Raw genomic sequence first — 13568 nt, 5'->3', positions numbered from 1 at the left:
TCCCCTTAAAAAGGGGACTTCCGCTCCGATCTCCTCCTTTTTAAGGAGGGTTAGGGAGGATCAAACTTAGCACAGGTTAGATCAGAAGATTTGTTTGTACACCGTAGGTCTAGAAGGGGGTGCTGTTATTGTCATACCAATTAAACGGCTCTTGGGGCAAACTTAGGAGGCGTAGGGGTAGGTTTTGCCGTGACGTTAATGGTAAAGCGATAAGCTTACCTGCTAAACCTACCCCTACAAACATTTGCAACGATCGCAATTCAATTTGGTATCACGTCACGAATGACCAGTGACAGCCTGTCCGCCTCCTAACAATACGTCAATTCGGATAAAGAACCTGGCTAACTAATTTGCCGAATGTCCTGCGTGGACTACTCGGCAACGAGAGTTTGCCCAACCGATGCAGGTCGATGTTGTTCATATCGTGATGGTTTCAATCGTCAAAGTTTATGTCTCATTAAGAGACGATTTGAAAGAGACGATTTGAAATCGCTATGTAATCCGCAGTGAGGCTTTTGCTCCTAAATCGCCTTAATTTGAGAGTTGGAAGAGCGATCGCAACCGAATGCCGATGCCCGTTCCCAAGAGGGCAAACGTAATCCACAACCAACCGTGCAGACTGGTGGAAGCAATGCCACTGAAATAGGCTCCCACGTTGCATCCAAACGCCAATCTTGCACCGTAGCCCATCATCAGCCCCCCTACTAAAGCCGCTGCGATCGCCCACTTTGAGGGAGGGCGTTTAACGGTCAACCGTCCTGCCAGAGCAGCAGCTAGTGCGGCTCCCAACACGATGCCAAAGTTCATCACTGAAGTAATGTCGGCAAAGACGCTTTGGCTTAACGCTTCGGCTCCCATGCCTTGACTCCAAAACTCACTCGTTGCAGGATTCCAGCCCAAAGTTTGCGCAATTTTAGCAGTCCACAGCGTAAAGCCCCAGGTTACACCCCAGGGGCGACCCGCCAAGAGCAGGGTTAACCAGTTTAAGATGGCAAGGGCGATCGCGCCAAACACTAATGACCAGGGACCATACAGAAGGTTTCTCAGGCTAAACGGTTGAGTGGAGGATTTGCTTTCAGTGGGAGGCAATGATTTGCGACCCCACTGCCACAACAGAGCAGCGATCGCCGCCAGCACCAGCAATTGTCCTGCAACTCCCAACCATCCCCACGATTGCACCAGTGAAATGGGTTCAGTTTTAGGTAGCCCTGCCCAGAGCGACCCTGTCAGGCTTGCCCAAAACGATCCAAGCCCAAAAGTCAGCAGTGTTAACAGCATCATGCTGCTGCCGCCACCAATGGTGTAAAGTGTCCCGCAGGCGCAACCGCTACCGAGTTGCATCCCAATGCCAAATAGGAATGCGCCAATAATTCCCTGCACCCCCACAGGAGCAACGGCTCCCCGCAGATCTTGACCAAATGCACTACCTGCCAGCAAAAAGGGAGCAAAGATGAGGGTGGCGATCGCCAACATCAGAATTTGTGCCAATACACCTTGACTATCGCGATAGACAAACAATTTGCGATAGGAAGACGCAAAGCCAAAACTGGCATGATACAAGCTCAACCCAAACAACCCACCAATCAGAAACAAAACACTTTGCTTCCAACCCCCAAAAGGACTGACAATGATTGCCCCAAAAACAATTAGCCCCAGGAGAACAGCGATAATCACCGTTTGTGGACGCGGAGAAGCTTGCTGATATTTTGCCAGCGGCAGATCAGAGGTGTGACTCATAACTCTTCATTCGTGATTCGGTGCAGAGACAACTTTTTTGTAGAGTGCGAATCTTCTGCACCCTACAAAAACATGATTGATTAAAACTAATTGAGCGATCGCAGACGACACAAGCGACTATGAGCGACGTGGCGATGGTGATGGCGATGGAGATGGTGTTGGAGAAGGCTCTTGAGAGCTAGAACGCCCACTGTCCGGCGCACTGGGCGCACAACTGGCGATAAATTCTAGTGTGTCTGAACTTGCTTGAGCAATAAAAGAAAGCACTGCTAAACCAACAACAGACGTTGTTGCGATCGCTCCACCAAACAATAACAAGATAACTCTCATCGTAATTCTTTTAGAAAACGGCTTTGTCAATATAGTACGAGACTTTGAATGTCAGGAGAGTAAAAAGTGAAGAAGTAAGAGCTGATTTGTAAAGGGGGGCGAGAACTGCATTGACAAATCAATTGGTGTTGCTGGTCTAATGTATAAGTTCCGTAGGGGCGTTTCGCGACACACCCCTACAGCATTGATGCATTTGAATTATCCCCCAGCTATCCCTCGACTCCCTTCCCCCTCTACACCTCATCTATCCAATTCACTGTGGTGCAGTATTAGGCTCCAGGACCTGTTTCAACGGGGTTATTGGGATTAGAGGAATACTCAGTCCAGGAACCCTCATACACCCGCACTTTGGGATATCCCAACAGATGCTTCAAAACGTGATATTGCAATGTTGCCTCCCGTCCAGTGCTGCATGTCACGATGATGTCGCTTTCAGGAGTGATATTTCGAGATGCCAGGAGTTGACGAATTTCATCAAGGGATTTCAATTGATGGAAGTTCGTTTCACCGACTGTGAATGTCGGCCAGGGAATATTTTTAGCACCGGGAATATGTCCATTACGTGCCCAAACTTGCTGTTGACCAGAGAACAATTCAGGTGGGCGTGGATCGATAAATGTTACTCCAGGCTGACCAATTAACCGTCTGACTTGGGCTAAATTCACTCGTAGGTTGGGCTGATCTCGCACTGTAAAGCGACCTAACGAATAAGACGGAAACTCTTTGGTAACAGTTAGTCCAGCCGCTTTATACCCAGCAAAGCCACCATCTAAAACAGCAATGTTGGAGTGTCCGGTGCGTTCGAGCAGATAAGCCACCATCGTTGCGCCCAACACATCACGACCATCCGAGTAAACCAATACTTTGCTATCGTCGTTTACGCCTGCTTGAGAGAAGAGCGATCGCAAATTTTCAGAACGCCAATACTGCACTGGAAGTGCGCCATTGGGTCCACGAAATGTGTTATCTGCGATATGTACCGCGTTCGGAATATGCCCAGTAAAGTAATCAAATGGGTTAACTCTGACATCTAAAATACGCAGATCTGAGTCATTGGCGTGTTCTGCGACCCAGCTAGGTGGTACAAATTGCACTGTTCCTGTTGCAGTTGCAGAAGATGGCAGAGCCGACAAGAGTGGAATGGCGATCGCCGCAGCAAACAACGAAATGACAAAAGCAACTAGCTTTGATCTCAAGGGTTTTAACGTCCAGAACTGTGTTTTAAAGCGACCTCGCCGCAATCCAAAAATCATACTAAAACTCCACTAGAAGAAACTGAGAAGCTCAAACGGCATTCACGACTTTTGATGGGACACCGCTATGTCACACGATTGCAAACATTGAACGATGATGGGCATGAGAACCACGCCCCATGAGGGGTTGTGCCGATTAGCATTTGACCAACTCACACGAGCCGCGAATCCAAACGAGTTGTCGAGCCTCTATCAAAGCTCCTACACTCGCCTAACCAAAATGGCTGTTACATACGTGGAGGCTATCAATGGATGTCATAAACCACATTAAGCCTACCAGATTACCGTAGTTTGTAAGGAAAACTATCCCATATTGTGGGAGCGATCGCAAGATAAATTTTTTTGAGATAAGTATTTCGTTAACAATTGGCTTGCACCACAGCCCCAACAATTCCAATGGCGATCTTCTACGATAGGGTTAGCAGAACCTAACTCTGGAGTATTCTCCATCTCCCCGTATCTTTCCCATGACGCGATCGCCCGACTTCGCTACTTTTAGCCCTCACCCCGAACTGGTTGAGCAACTTGACCTGATGATGCGGGCACGCTATCCCCTGCTATATATTGTTGCGGCAGAAGAGGAACCCGTCGAAGAGGTGCTGCGACAAGTGACCGCCAAAGCACAGCCCCAACGCAAACTGCTGTTGTGGGATCTGGTGCGGGGTTGGGATGATAACGGGGGCGATCGCGGCAGTGTGATGGGGGCACTGAGTCGAATCAGCAAAGCTCCGGTAGATGAGGCAGCTTTGTTTGTCCTGCGAGATTTGCACGTTGTTTTGCGATCGCCCAACAGTGACAAAAGCTCGCCCATCGTGCGGGAGATTAAAAACCTGACCCGTGAGCTAAAACGCAGTCGCAAAACGATGGTGCTGCTGAGTCATACCCTGGAAATTCCACCTGAATTGACCGAAGAAGTGACTGTGATTGACTTTCCGCTGCCGACGGTAGCAGAAGTGGATTACCTGATCTCCCAACTGGTGGTGCCCGAAAAACTGAAGGTCACCGGGTTAGCCAAAGAACAGTTGGTCAAAGCCTGTCAGGGATTGAGCCGATCGCGCATTCAACGGGTGCTGGCAAAGGCACTGGCAGCCAAACAGCAGGTAAACGAAACCGATATTAGAAGCGTGTTGGAGGAGAAGAAACAGGCAATCCGGCAGACGGGTATTCTGGAATTCTTCACTGCGCAAGAATCCCTCAGAAATGTGGGGGGATTGGAGAACCTGAAGCAATGGGTGCGGATGCGTCAGGATGCGTTTACGGAGGAAGCCCGCCGCTACGGTATCCCCAATCCCAAAGGGGTGCTGCTGGTGGGAATTCAGGGAACCGGGAAGTCGCTCTCTGCTAAGACAATCGCCCACGAATGGCGGTTGCCCCTGTTGCGGCTCGACACCGGACGGTTGTTTGGCGGCATTGTCGGTGAGAGTGAGAGCCGAGTGCGCCAGATGATTCAACTCACAGAGGCGATCGCCCCCTGTGTGTTGTGGATTGACGAAATCGACAAAGCCTTTGGCAACATCAACAGTGGCTCTGATGGTGATTCGGGAACCAGTCGTCGCGTATTTGGTAGCCTGATTACCTGGATGCAGGAGAAAACCTGTCCCGTTTTTATCGTCGCAACGGCTAATAACGTACAGATTTTGCCTGCGGAACTCTTACGAAAGGGGCGTTTTGACGAAATCTTCTTCCTCAACCTGCCCACCGAAGCAGAACGCGAGGACATCTTCAAAGTTCATCTGCAAAAACTTCGCCCCAGTCGCATTCGAGAATTTGACCTGCCGCTGTTAGCTCGGCAGACCAATCAGTTCAGTGGAGCCGAAATTGAGCAGGTGATTATCGATGGAATGTATCGCGCCTTTGGTCGCGGCACCAATGGGCAGCGACAAGACTTCACCACGGAAGACATCATTCGGGCGATCGAGGAAACCGTTCCCCTGGCAGCGATCGCCCGTGAGCAAATCGATTCACTGAAGTATTGGGCAGCCTCCGCCGGAGCACGGACTGCCTCACAAGACGTGCAACTCATTGAAGAGTTAAAGCAATATACGAAGCAAGAAGGTATTCAACCCCTGGAGGTTGATTAAACACGCCGCTAGTTCAGTACTGAGTCCTCAGCACTGAACTGGCAATCCTCTAAGCTTGAACCGGGACCTTCATCACTCGTGCCAATTCCGCTGCCACTTCAGGACGCGAAAACTCTGGGGGTGGCAGTTCGCCTTTCCGCAATAGTTCACGTACCTTTGTACCGGACAGGTGAATCCGCTCCTCAGGCATACTGGGACTGGTTTTAGTCGTCGCCATTGACTGAGTGCGCGTGCAATAGAAAGCGTGCTCAAACTTCAATGGAGTGATGCCCAATGCCTTTGGATCAAACTCATCAAAGATGTATTGAGCATCATAGGTGCCGTAGTAATCGCCCACCCCAGCATGATCACGACCCACAATAAAGTGGGTGCAACCGTAATTCTTTCGCACGAGTGCATGGAAGATTGCCTCGCGAGGTCCGGCATAGCGCATTGCAGCGGGGTTGATTGCCAAAATGACGCGATCGCGCGGGAAGTAGTGCTCTAGCATGATTTCATAGCAGCGCATCCGCACATCAGCAGGGATGTCATCTTCCTTGGTTGCGCCCACCAATGGGTGCAGAAACAATCCATCCACAATTTCCAGAGCACACTTGATGATGTATTCATGGGCACGGTGAATTGGGTTGCGCGTCTGGAAGCCGACGATGGTTTTCCACGCCTTTTCGCGGAAGAGGGCACGCGACTCAACCGGATCAATCTGATAGGTGGGAAAACGGGGGTCTGTATCCCGTTGCAGCAACCACACCGGACCTGCCAGATTGACTGGACCCTGTTTGTAAACAACCGCCACACCGGGATGCTTTTCCTCGTTAGTGCGGTAAACGTGCAATGCCTCATGCATCTTGTCGTAGCGATATTTTTGGGTCAGCTCCAGCACACCCACAAATCGCCCAACTGCATCGTTCAGTCGTACCAGATTTCCTTCTTTGAGAGGCTCTGCTTCCTCTTCAGTGACAGATAAGGTGATGGGAATTGACCACGGGAGCCCATTGCTCAAATGCATCTCGTTGACGACGCGATCGTAGTCCGCTTGCTCCATAAACCCGGTGAGTGGGCTGAAACCACCGATCGCAATCATCGCTAAATCAGACAAGGTGCGATCGTCGATTTGCAATTGGGGCAGAGTGTCTGCCTTCTCTAAAAAGACCTGCCGCTGCTCAGGAGTGGCAATTCGGTTAATTAACTGCCCTCCATGCGGGGCAATGGCATCCACTGGGTGAATCAAAATAATCCCTCTCTAACTGCGACTGCTAATCTCAGTTAGCATTCTACAGCTTAAGAAATTCAAATCATACCAATTTGAATTGGCTTCGCTGCACATGATTCCGTAGGAGCGTTTCGCGAAACACCCCTACCCAGTGATCTGCCACAATCAAACATTAAATCAGTATCACTATTTATATCGCTCAAGCAAAGCGGTAGGCTAAATGCTTTCTCAATATAATGAGAAAATATTTGACGGGGCATAAGTCATGGTTTCAGAGACTGCCTTAAATCTACAACCAGACACTCAACCGAATTGGGAAAATCCAATCCCTCCGAGTGACTTAATCTTTGACGATGGAGAACCCTTGGAAAGTAATCGTCATCGCATTGCCATGAATGTACTGATTCGGTCAGCACAACAAACGCTAGTGCCTCGACCAGATAGCTTTGTGGGCGGCAATATGTTTGTCTATTACAGTCGCCAGCAAGCCATGAACCGTGACTTTAGAGGTCCTGATTTTTTTGCCGTATTGGGGGTTGAACCCGATCGGGAACGGCAGGGATGGGTGGTTTGGGAGGAATCGGGTCGCTACCCTGATGTGATTATTGAACTGCTTTCTCCTAGCACTGCCGCGGTCGATCGCGGAGCGAAGAAAAACCTCTATGAGCAAACATTTCGGACACCCGATTATTTTGTTTTCGATCCGTTTGAGCCTGACTCCTTTGCAGGTTGGCGACTTGATTTGACTCACGGCTATCAACCGCTGACTCCAAACGAACAGGGGTGGCTCTGGTGCGAAACCTTAGGGCTTTGGTTAGGCACCTGGGAAGGGGTGATCGATCGTGAACCGATGACGGGAAGCTGCTCATGGCTCAGGTTCTACACCCCTGAAGGGGATTTAGTTTTGTTGCCTGAGGAAGCGGCACAGCAACAAGCTGAGCAGGAAAAACAACGTGCTGAGCAGGAAAAACAACGTGCCGATCGCTTGGCTGAAAAGTTGAGAGAACTGGGGATTGATCCCTCTGCTGTGTAACTTGGAAATTGGGCGATCGCAGCAAGTTAGGCGATCGCCTCACGAGTCCCTATCCCTTATTGAGCGGGTGCTGGAGTCTGATTAACACTCCCTCCTAATTGCACGTTCGGGGTTTGAATGGTTGGTGCTTGCTGCCCATCCCATCTTTCAATCCGAGCACGCTCAACCCGCAGTCGCTCCAGTTCAATCAGTTGTGGTGTGATAGAGACTGCCCGCAAGCGGTTTGCCTCTGCTTCAGCCCGTGCCTGTTCGATCGTCACCTGCGCTTCACCCCTTGCCCGTGCGACGTTGGCAGCGGCTTCAGCTTCAACCTTGCGACGATTTGCTTCAGCCGTTTGAGCGGCTTGTTGGGCTGCAAACTGTTCATCAATGCTGGCTTGAATCTCCGGTGGCAAACGCAACGGACTCAACAGCGAGACATCCTGAACCACAATGGTAGGAAATTTACCCTGAACACATTCGGTCACTTCAGCGACAAGTCGTTGTTGATTGGTCGGCAACATAGAGGGGGTTAGCTCCAGATCTTCGGCAGCTTCCCCAAAACAATTTCGCAGTCCATTACGGAGTTCGTTTGCCCGAAACTGATCAGGACTTTTGCGATAGACGCGATAAAACTCATGCAACTTCGTCGTATTACTGTTGGGTAATGCCTCCGTGGTGAACCCAAAAGAAACCCCAACATCTGCGGAAACTGGGCTGCCTCCAACCGAAAACACAACAGACTCATCCACAGGTGAACCCTCTGTGCTGGTTTGAGTAAAAGGATAGGTATTGATGAATGTAGGAAAGATGACGACCTGTTCGGTGTAGCCGTTGTACCAGACTCGTCCCGTTACAACTTCAGCATTTTCGATGCCTTTGTTGCCTCCATACAGTTGAATCTTGAGTCCTGTGTAACCAGGTTCAACCGTCACAGCACTGGTTCCGGGAATGACACCGCAGGAACTTAGACCCAACCCCATTACTGTAGCGATGAGATAAGGAATGGCTGATTTAGCTTTCATTTTGAATTTGCTCCACGTAATAAATCGAGAGGGGAAATACCAAGCCGTTGAAATTCTGGATCATTCTGGACAACCTCAAATTGCTCAATAGTTTCAACCACTTGAGCAACAGAAAAATCTAGAAAATCAGTGACGGCAAGAGAAGAATGTTGCGGAAATCGAGTGACAAAGCGATGACGGGCTTGTTGTGCGTTAACCCATTTAACGCCCACATACAGCCCTGAACTGCCTAGCATCACTGGTACTGCTAACCACATCAAAAAGCCGATCGCTGGTCGGTTTGAATTGAGAAACCGGGGCGCAAAAGCGATCAGACATAATGACAACACCACTTCGGCAAAACCAATGGCGATCCATTGATGGATCCGGTTGGCTTTCAAGGGAGTCTCCTGTGAATAACACCTATCTAATGATTCACTGAGTATTCCCTGATTATCGGAAATGTTACTTGCATGGTCAGGGGTCAGGGGTCAGGGGTCAGGGGTCAGGGGTCAACTGTTAATCGTCAATGGTCAATGGTTAATCGTCAATGGTCAATCGTCAATGGTCAGGGGTCAGGGGTCAACTGTTAATCGTCAATGGTCAATGGTCAATGGTCAATGGTCAATGGTCAGGGGTCAGGGGTCAGGGGTCAATGATCAGGGGTCAGGGGTCAGGTCAATCGTTAATCGTCAAAAGCTGGTGATTCGAGGTTGATGACTGTCGTTGTTGATGGCTGTCGTTGTTGATGTAGCCACTGTTAATTGCTCGTTGATGGACAATTGACTATCAACCATTAACCATTGACGATTGACTATCAACGATTGACGATTGACATCAACCATTGACCAAATTGACTGTTACCGATCGCCCCTACTCACAAATTCTCAATGATGCCGCCACCTAGCAACACCTCTCCGTCATACCAGACGGCAGCCTGACCGGGAGTGACGCTAAATTGCGGCTCGTCAAACACGACTTTGACGCGATTATTTTCGAGAGGAATGATGGTTGCGCCCACAGCGGTTGAGCGATAGCGGATTTGCACTTCGGCATGGATGGGAGCAGTGGGTTGAGCGATCGACACCCAATTCACCTGCTGCACCGTACAATCTGGGTTTTGAGCCTCTGTGCGATCGCCCACAATCACCTGATTCCTGCCAGCATCAATGCCAATCACATACAATGGTTGCGCTGCTGCAATGCCGATGCCCTTGCGCTGCCCGATGGTGTAGTGGTGAATGCCGTCATGTCGCCCCAAAACTTTTCCTGACTGATCGACAATATCGCCCGGTTGGGGAGCCAGGTATTTATCGAGGAACGATTTCATCGAACCGTGTGCCTCGATCAAACACAAGTCCTGGCTTTCGGGTTTGTCAGCTGTGTGTAGCCCAAACTCCGCTGCCATTTGCCGTGTCTCGGTTTTGGTTTGGTTGCCCAACGGAAAGACAGTGTGAGCCAATACTTCCTGGTTCAAATCGTAGAGAAAGTAGGATTGGTCTTTGCTCAGATCAACTGCCCGTCGCAGTTGATAGCGTTCTGTCATGGGGTCGTGGGTGATACGGGCATAGTGCCCCGTGGCGATGCGACCGATTCCCAATTCGTCCTGAGCGTAGCGCAACATCGGACCAAATTTAACGGCTTTATTACATTGCGAACAGGGCAGGGGGGTGATTCCAGCCCCATAGCCGCTGACGAGATAGTCCACAATATACTTCTCAAAGACATCGCGGCTATCTACGATGTGATGCGGAATCTCTAATTCTTCGCACAGGCGAGCCGCATCGACCATGCCTTCTGAGCAGCACTGTCCCTTACCCTTCATCAACCACAGGGTTAGACCGACGACTTCATAGCCCTGACGGTGCAGGGTTGCGGCTGCTACCGAGCTATCTACGCCGCCCGATAACCCGACTACGACTTTGTTCATGCTGCCAATACGTGAGAAAAATCATGAGGAATTATTTCTAGGCTAACATTCACAGAAAAATATCAACAAAATCAGGCAAAATGTGCTTCAATTTTCCAGGTCGAGAGTACTATAGACTCTATCAGTAGCGTCACAGTAGGGTTAAAAACCGATGATCTGCCACTACATCCAATTACGATTGACAAATCGCGCTGTTGCAATTTCTTCCAGAGAAGCATTCAAACTTCGTCAGGCAGTGGCTCGATTCTCCCCTGTGATGCTGGTTTTGGCAACCTGGGCGGGAACCGCTTCACCTGTCTGGGCAGAGTTTTCCCCTGATGAACAACTGCTGGCACAACAAATTGTTGATGGGTTGCCGCCTCCCCCTGCTGGAGTCGATGGATCGCCTGCTTTGCCTCCTGCCCAGTTTCCGGCGAACTCTGGGTATCCGGCGGGCTCACCTCTGATTGTACCTGCTCCATCAACGACCCTCCCTGCCTTGCCTGCGACTTCTCCTGCTGTGGCAACCCCCTCGATTAGCCCCGGTGATGCCAGTCAACGTTACTTGGTATTGGTGAATGGAAACAGTCCCCTGCTGTTAGAGCAGGTGCGGAAGGTCGAATCAGGTGCATTTTTGCAAACCTTTGATGGACGGCAAGTAATTCAAGCGGGAGTATTTGCTGACCCTGGTAGTGCTGAACGTCAGATACAAACCCTGGCAACACAGGGCATTGGAGCCGATGTCGTAGTGGTTGCAGCAGAGCCAACCATGGCTCTTGCAAATGCGGCTCCTCGTGAGGTGGAACCTTTGCCAGAGTTGACTCCGGTACGAACGACTCCAGCGCGTGAGGTGGTGTTTGGGCAACAGCCCAATTTTGATGGCTCGACGACCGCTGACTCGCGTTTGGTGGCAGCCGCAGATTCGTCTTACTATGTGGTGATTCCTGGTCAATCGGATGATCTACCTGACATTAACGATCAGGTAGTGCGGTTGGGAGAGGGATTTGCGATCGCCCAAGTTGTAGAAGAACGTCGCTCTCCGTTAGGACCGCATGTGCTGGTCGGTCCTTTTGTCAACCGGAATGCTGCGGAGCGTTGGAATGATTACCTGCGAGCATTTGGTATGGACGCCAGAGTCTATTACAGACGATAAGGGTACAGGAATCGCTTAAAATGTCACTGGTGCTCCTCAAATCAGTCATTGAAGCGATCGCAACCTACCATGGAACGACCCCGAAACCTCTCTGAACAGTTGGCTTCTACCTTGAGTGACGAAGCGTTTACCAAATCGCTCAAAAAAGTTGAATCCTTTGTTGCCAAGGTTTTGTCAGTGGCGATGGTGGTGGTGTTAATCGTTTCAATCGTTGATTTGTGTATTGTTTTAATATCCCAGTTATTTACTGAACCCTACGGATTCTTCAACACTACACTCATTGAAATCTTTGGGTTGTTTCTCAACGTCCTGGTTGCGCTGGAGATCCTGGAGAATATTACTGCTTACTTAAAAAAGCATGAGATTCAAGTCGAGTTGGTGATTGCGACCTCACTCACGGCTGTAGCTCGAAAGATTATTATCTTTGATTTTGAAAAAGCTGGAGCATTGGATCTCGCTGCCCTAGCCCTGGCAGTGGTGGCGTTATCGGCTGGTTATTGGGTGATTCGTCGCGTCAATCGGCGGTTGCGGAGCGAATAAACTGGGCGGTTCAGGGGTGCCATGACTTAGAGGCAACCGGAAGGAAAACGTGCTACCTCGCTGAGTGACCGACTCTACCCAGATCTTGCCCCCATGCGCCTCGATCGCCATGCGACAAAACGCCAACCCCAGTCCTATTCCCTTGCGTAGAGTGGCTCCGGTTGGGTCAGTCACCTGGACAAATTTATCAAAAATGCGATCGCAATATTCAGCAGGAACGCCGTGTCCATCATCTCGCACGTAGACCTGCAACCCCTCGGATTCAAGCTGAGCACCAATCTCAATTAAACCGCCTGCTTCAGTATATTTAAGAGCATTGCTCACCAGATTATCAATCACGCGATTGACTAAATTAGCATCGACCATTATCGTCGGCAATCCATGGGGCAGGCGCAGCAATAGGGTTTTACGTTGTGTCTCTGCTTGAGCACGATAACTCTCCGCCCGATTTAGAATCAGCAGAGCTATATCGATGGGTTGCAGCGTGAGTTTGAGTTTGCCAGCTTCCAACTTGTTGAGATACAACAAGTCTTCAATCATGCCATTCATGCAATCACTCGCGTTTTGAGCAATCTCAATCCAACGTTGCTGCTCAACGGCATTGTCTTGCAGCACATCGATCATCTCTAATCCAACCAGAATGGATGATAACGGGTTTCGCAAATCATGCACAATCATGTGAGTTAACTCATCCCGCAAGCCCTCTAGTTGCCGCAATTCGGCGTATGCCTGTCGCAACTCCGAGTACAGCCGATGCATCTCATCAAAGCGTTTGGCATTGCGAATGGCGGCAGCTAATTGGAGGGCTAACAAGTAGGCAATGCGGATATCTTCCTGAGTGTAGCCCTGAGGTTGATGGAGAGCGAAATTGATTGTGCCTAGCATCTCCCCTTCACTTTCCAGAGGGATGATGAGTTGCGATCGCAACGGATTATGGGATGAGGAGTTTGCAATCGGCAGGTCTTTGAGTAGTTGCGGTTGCCGCGAGCGCAATGCCTGCTCAATAGTGGCTGCATCGATTGAATCGGATAACGGCTCAGAAGAGGTAGATAAAGCAATCATCCGTTGCGAACCGTCTGCTTTGCCCAAACAGATGCTGCAATAGTCAAAATCGAGTAGCCATTTGGCTTGTCGGCTCACAACCTGCAAAATTTGGTCAAGATTGAGTGAGCGATTAATCTCAGTGGAAATTTCTTGAACTGTAGCAATACGAGTTGAGAGAGATTGCAATTCCGCTAAAAATCGTCGAGTTGCGCGTAACAGCTCAAGCCGATTTTGGGTTTCTAATTGGAGATAATTAGACTTATCGGAACTGCTCACAACATTTATAGAAAAGATA

The 13568-nt window shown here is 49.8% G+C and carries 14 protein-coding genes; 5 read left to right on the top strand and 9 right to left on the bottom strand.

The window, feature by feature from the left end; all coding sequences use genetic code 11:
* Positions 1-531 precede the first annotated feature (531 nt).
* From H6G89_RS28100 to H6G89_RS28090, 3 genes are all read right to left on the bottom strand, one after another.
* Entirely contained in the window at positions 532-1737 is a 1206-nt protein-coding gene (locus tag H6G89_RS28100) for a YeeE/YedE family protein (RefSeq protein ID WP_190512902.1), read from the bottom strand.
* A 117-nt stretch (positions 1738-1854) separates the two neighbouring features.
* Positions 1855-2067 (bottom strand): hypothetical protein, encoded by a 213-nt coding sequence (locus H6G89_RS28095; RefSeq protein ID WP_190512900.1) that lies wholly within the window; start codon positions 2065-2067, stop codon positions 1855-1857.
* A 269-nt stretch (positions 2068-2336) separates the two neighbouring features.
* A complete protein-coding gene (locus H6G89_RS28090) occupies positions 2337-3320 on the bottom strand; it encodes a sulfurtransferase (protein WP_190512898.1) in 984 nt (327 codons plus the stop codon).
* Positions 3321-3787: 467 nt separating this feature from the next.
* Here H6G89_RS28090 and H6G89_RS28085 point away from each other — a divergent pair, with 467 nt between their 5' ends.
* Positions 3788-5401, top strand: coding sequence for an AAA family ATPase (locus H6G89_RS28085; protein ID WP_242060152.1), 1614 nt, complete (start codon positions 3788-3790; stop codon positions 5399-5401).
* Between the two features lie 49 nt (positions 5402-5450).
* Here H6G89_RS28085 and sat read toward each other — a convergent pair whose 3' ends face one another.
* Entirely contained in the window at positions 5451-6629 is a 1179-nt protein-coding gene (sat, locus tag H6G89_RS28080) for a sulfate adenylyltransferase (protein ID WP_190512896.1), read from the bottom strand.
* A 247-nt stretch (positions 6630-6876) separates the two neighbouring features.
* Between sat and H6G89_RS28075 the strand changes: the two genes are divergently transcribed.
* Complete coding sequence (locus tag H6G89_RS28075) at positions 6877-7644, top strand: Uma2 family endonuclease (RefSeq protein ID WP_190512894.1); 768 nt, start codon at positions 6877-6879, stop codon at positions 7642-7644.
* 56 nt (positions 7645-7700) lie between these two features.
* On the opposite strand, the gene H6G89_RS28070 is transcribed toward H6G89_RS28075, so the two are convergent.
* Together H6G89_RS28070 and H6G89_RS28065 are read right to left on the bottom strand one after the other, a co-directional pair.
* A complete protein-coding gene (locus H6G89_RS28070; protein ID WP_190512892.1) occupies positions 7701-8648 on the bottom strand; it encodes an SPFH domain-containing protein in 948 nt (315 codons plus the stop codon).
* Complete coding sequence (locus tag H6G89_RS28065; protein ID WP_190512889.1) at positions 8645-9028, bottom strand: hypothetical protein; 384 nt, start codon at positions 9026-9028, stop codon at positions 8645-8647. Before H6G89_RS28065 ends, H6G89_RS28070 begins: the two co-directional genes overlap by 4 nt.
* Before the next feature lie 149 nt (positions 9029-9177).
* Between H6G89_RS28065 and H6G89_RS28060 the strand changes: the two genes are divergently transcribed.
* Entirely contained in the window at positions 9178-9333 is a 156-nt protein-coding gene (locus H6G89_RS28060; protein WP_190512952.1) for a hypothetical protein, read from the top strand.
* Here H6G89_RS28060 and H6G89_RS28055 read toward each other — a convergent pair.
* Together H6G89_RS28055 and mnmA are read right to left on the bottom strand one after the other, a co-directional pair.
* On the bottom strand, positions 9320-9472 hold the full coding sequence (locus H6G89_RS28055) for a hypothetical protein (RefSeq protein WP_190512887.1): 153 nt from the start codon (positions 9470-9472) through the stop codon (positions 9320-9322). The two genes, H6G89_RS28060 and H6G89_RS28055, sit on opposite strands and share 14 nt — an antisense overlap.
* Before the next feature lie 32 nt (positions 9473-9504).
* Positions 9505-10557 (bottom strand): tRNA 2-thiouridine(34) synthase MnmA, encoded by a 1053-nt coding sequence (gene mnmA, locus H6G89_RS28050; protein ID WP_190512884.1) that lies wholly within the window; start codon positions 10555-10557, stop codon positions 9505-9507.
* 178 nt (positions 10558-10735) lie between these two features.
* Here mnmA and H6G89_RS28045 point away from each other — a divergent pair, with 178 nt between their 5' ends.
* Positions 10736-11689: a hypothetical protein gene (locus H6G89_RS28045; protein ID WP_190512882.1), complete on the top strand. Its 954-nt coding sequence runs from the start codon at positions 10736-10738 to the stop codon at positions 11687-11689.
* Positions 11690-11758: 69 nt separating this feature from the next.
* Entirely contained in the window at positions 11759-12229 is a 471-nt protein-coding gene (locus H6G89_RS28040; protein ID WP_190512880.1) for a phosphate-starvation-inducible PsiE family protein, read from the top strand.
* Here H6G89_RS28040 and H6G89_RS28035 read toward each other — a convergent pair.
* Positions 12173-13549 carry a GAF domain-containing sensor histidine kinase gene (locus tag H6G89_RS28035; protein WP_190512877.1) on the bottom strand — a complete coding sequence of 459 codons (1377 nt, stop codon included), beginning with the start codon at positions 13547-13549 and terminating at the stop codon, positions 12173-12175. The genes H6G89_RS28040 and H6G89_RS28035 overlap by 57 nt on opposite strands.
* Between the last annotated feature and the right edge of the window lie 19 nt (positions 13550-13568).

It is taken from the genome of Oscillatoria sp. FACHB-1407 (genome assembly GCF_014697545.1).
Taxonomy (GTDB): domain Bacteria; phylum Cyanobacteriota; class Cyanobacteriia; order Elainellales; family Elainellaceae; genus FACHB-1407.
Note: the sequence above shows the minus strand (reverse complement) of the source record. Positions and strands in the feature narration are given on the sequence as shown.

Bases quoted from the DNA above. Each gene is read 5' to 3' on its own strand.
- H6G89_RS28075 (WP_190512894.1), top strand. From the start codon at position 6,877: ATGGTTTCAGAGACTGCCTTAAATCTACAACCAGACACTCAACCGAAT.
- H6G89_RS28040 (WP_190512880.1), top strand. From the start codon at position 11,759: ATGGAACGACCCCGAAACCTCTCTGAACAGTTGGCTTCTACCTTGAGT.
- H6G89_RS28085 (WP_242060152.1), top strand. From the start codon at position 3,788: ATGACGCGATCGCCCGACTTCGCTACTTTTAGCCCTCACCCCGAACTG.
- H6G89_RS28100 (WP_190512902.1), bottom strand. From the start codon at position 1,737: ATGAGTCACACCTCTGATCTGCCGCTGGCAAAATATCAGCAAGCTTCT.
- H6G89_RS28055 (WP_190512887.1), bottom strand. From the start codon at position 9,472: ATGGTTGATGTCAATCGTCAATCGTTGATAGTCAATCGTCAATGGTTA.
- mnmA (WP_190512884.1), bottom strand. From the start codon at position 10,557: ATGAACAAAGTCGTAGTCGGGTTATCGGGCGGCGTAGATAGCTCGGTA.
- H6G89_RS28060 (WP_190512952.1), top strand. From the start codon at position 9,178: ATGGTCAATCGTCAATGGTCAGGGGTCAGGGGTCAACTGTTAATCGTC.
- H6G89_RS28095 (WP_190512900.1), bottom strand. From the start codon at position 2,067: ATGAGAGTTATCTTGTTATTGTTTGGTGGAGCGATCGCAACAACGTCT.
- H6G89_RS28070 (WP_190512892.1), bottom strand. From the start codon at position 8,648: ATGAAAGCTAAATCAGCCATTCCTTATCTCATCGCTACAGTAATGGGG.
- H6G89_RS28090 (WP_190512898.1), bottom strand. From the start codon at position 3,320: ATGATTTTTGGATTGCGGCGAGGTCGCTTTAAAACACAGTTCTGGACG.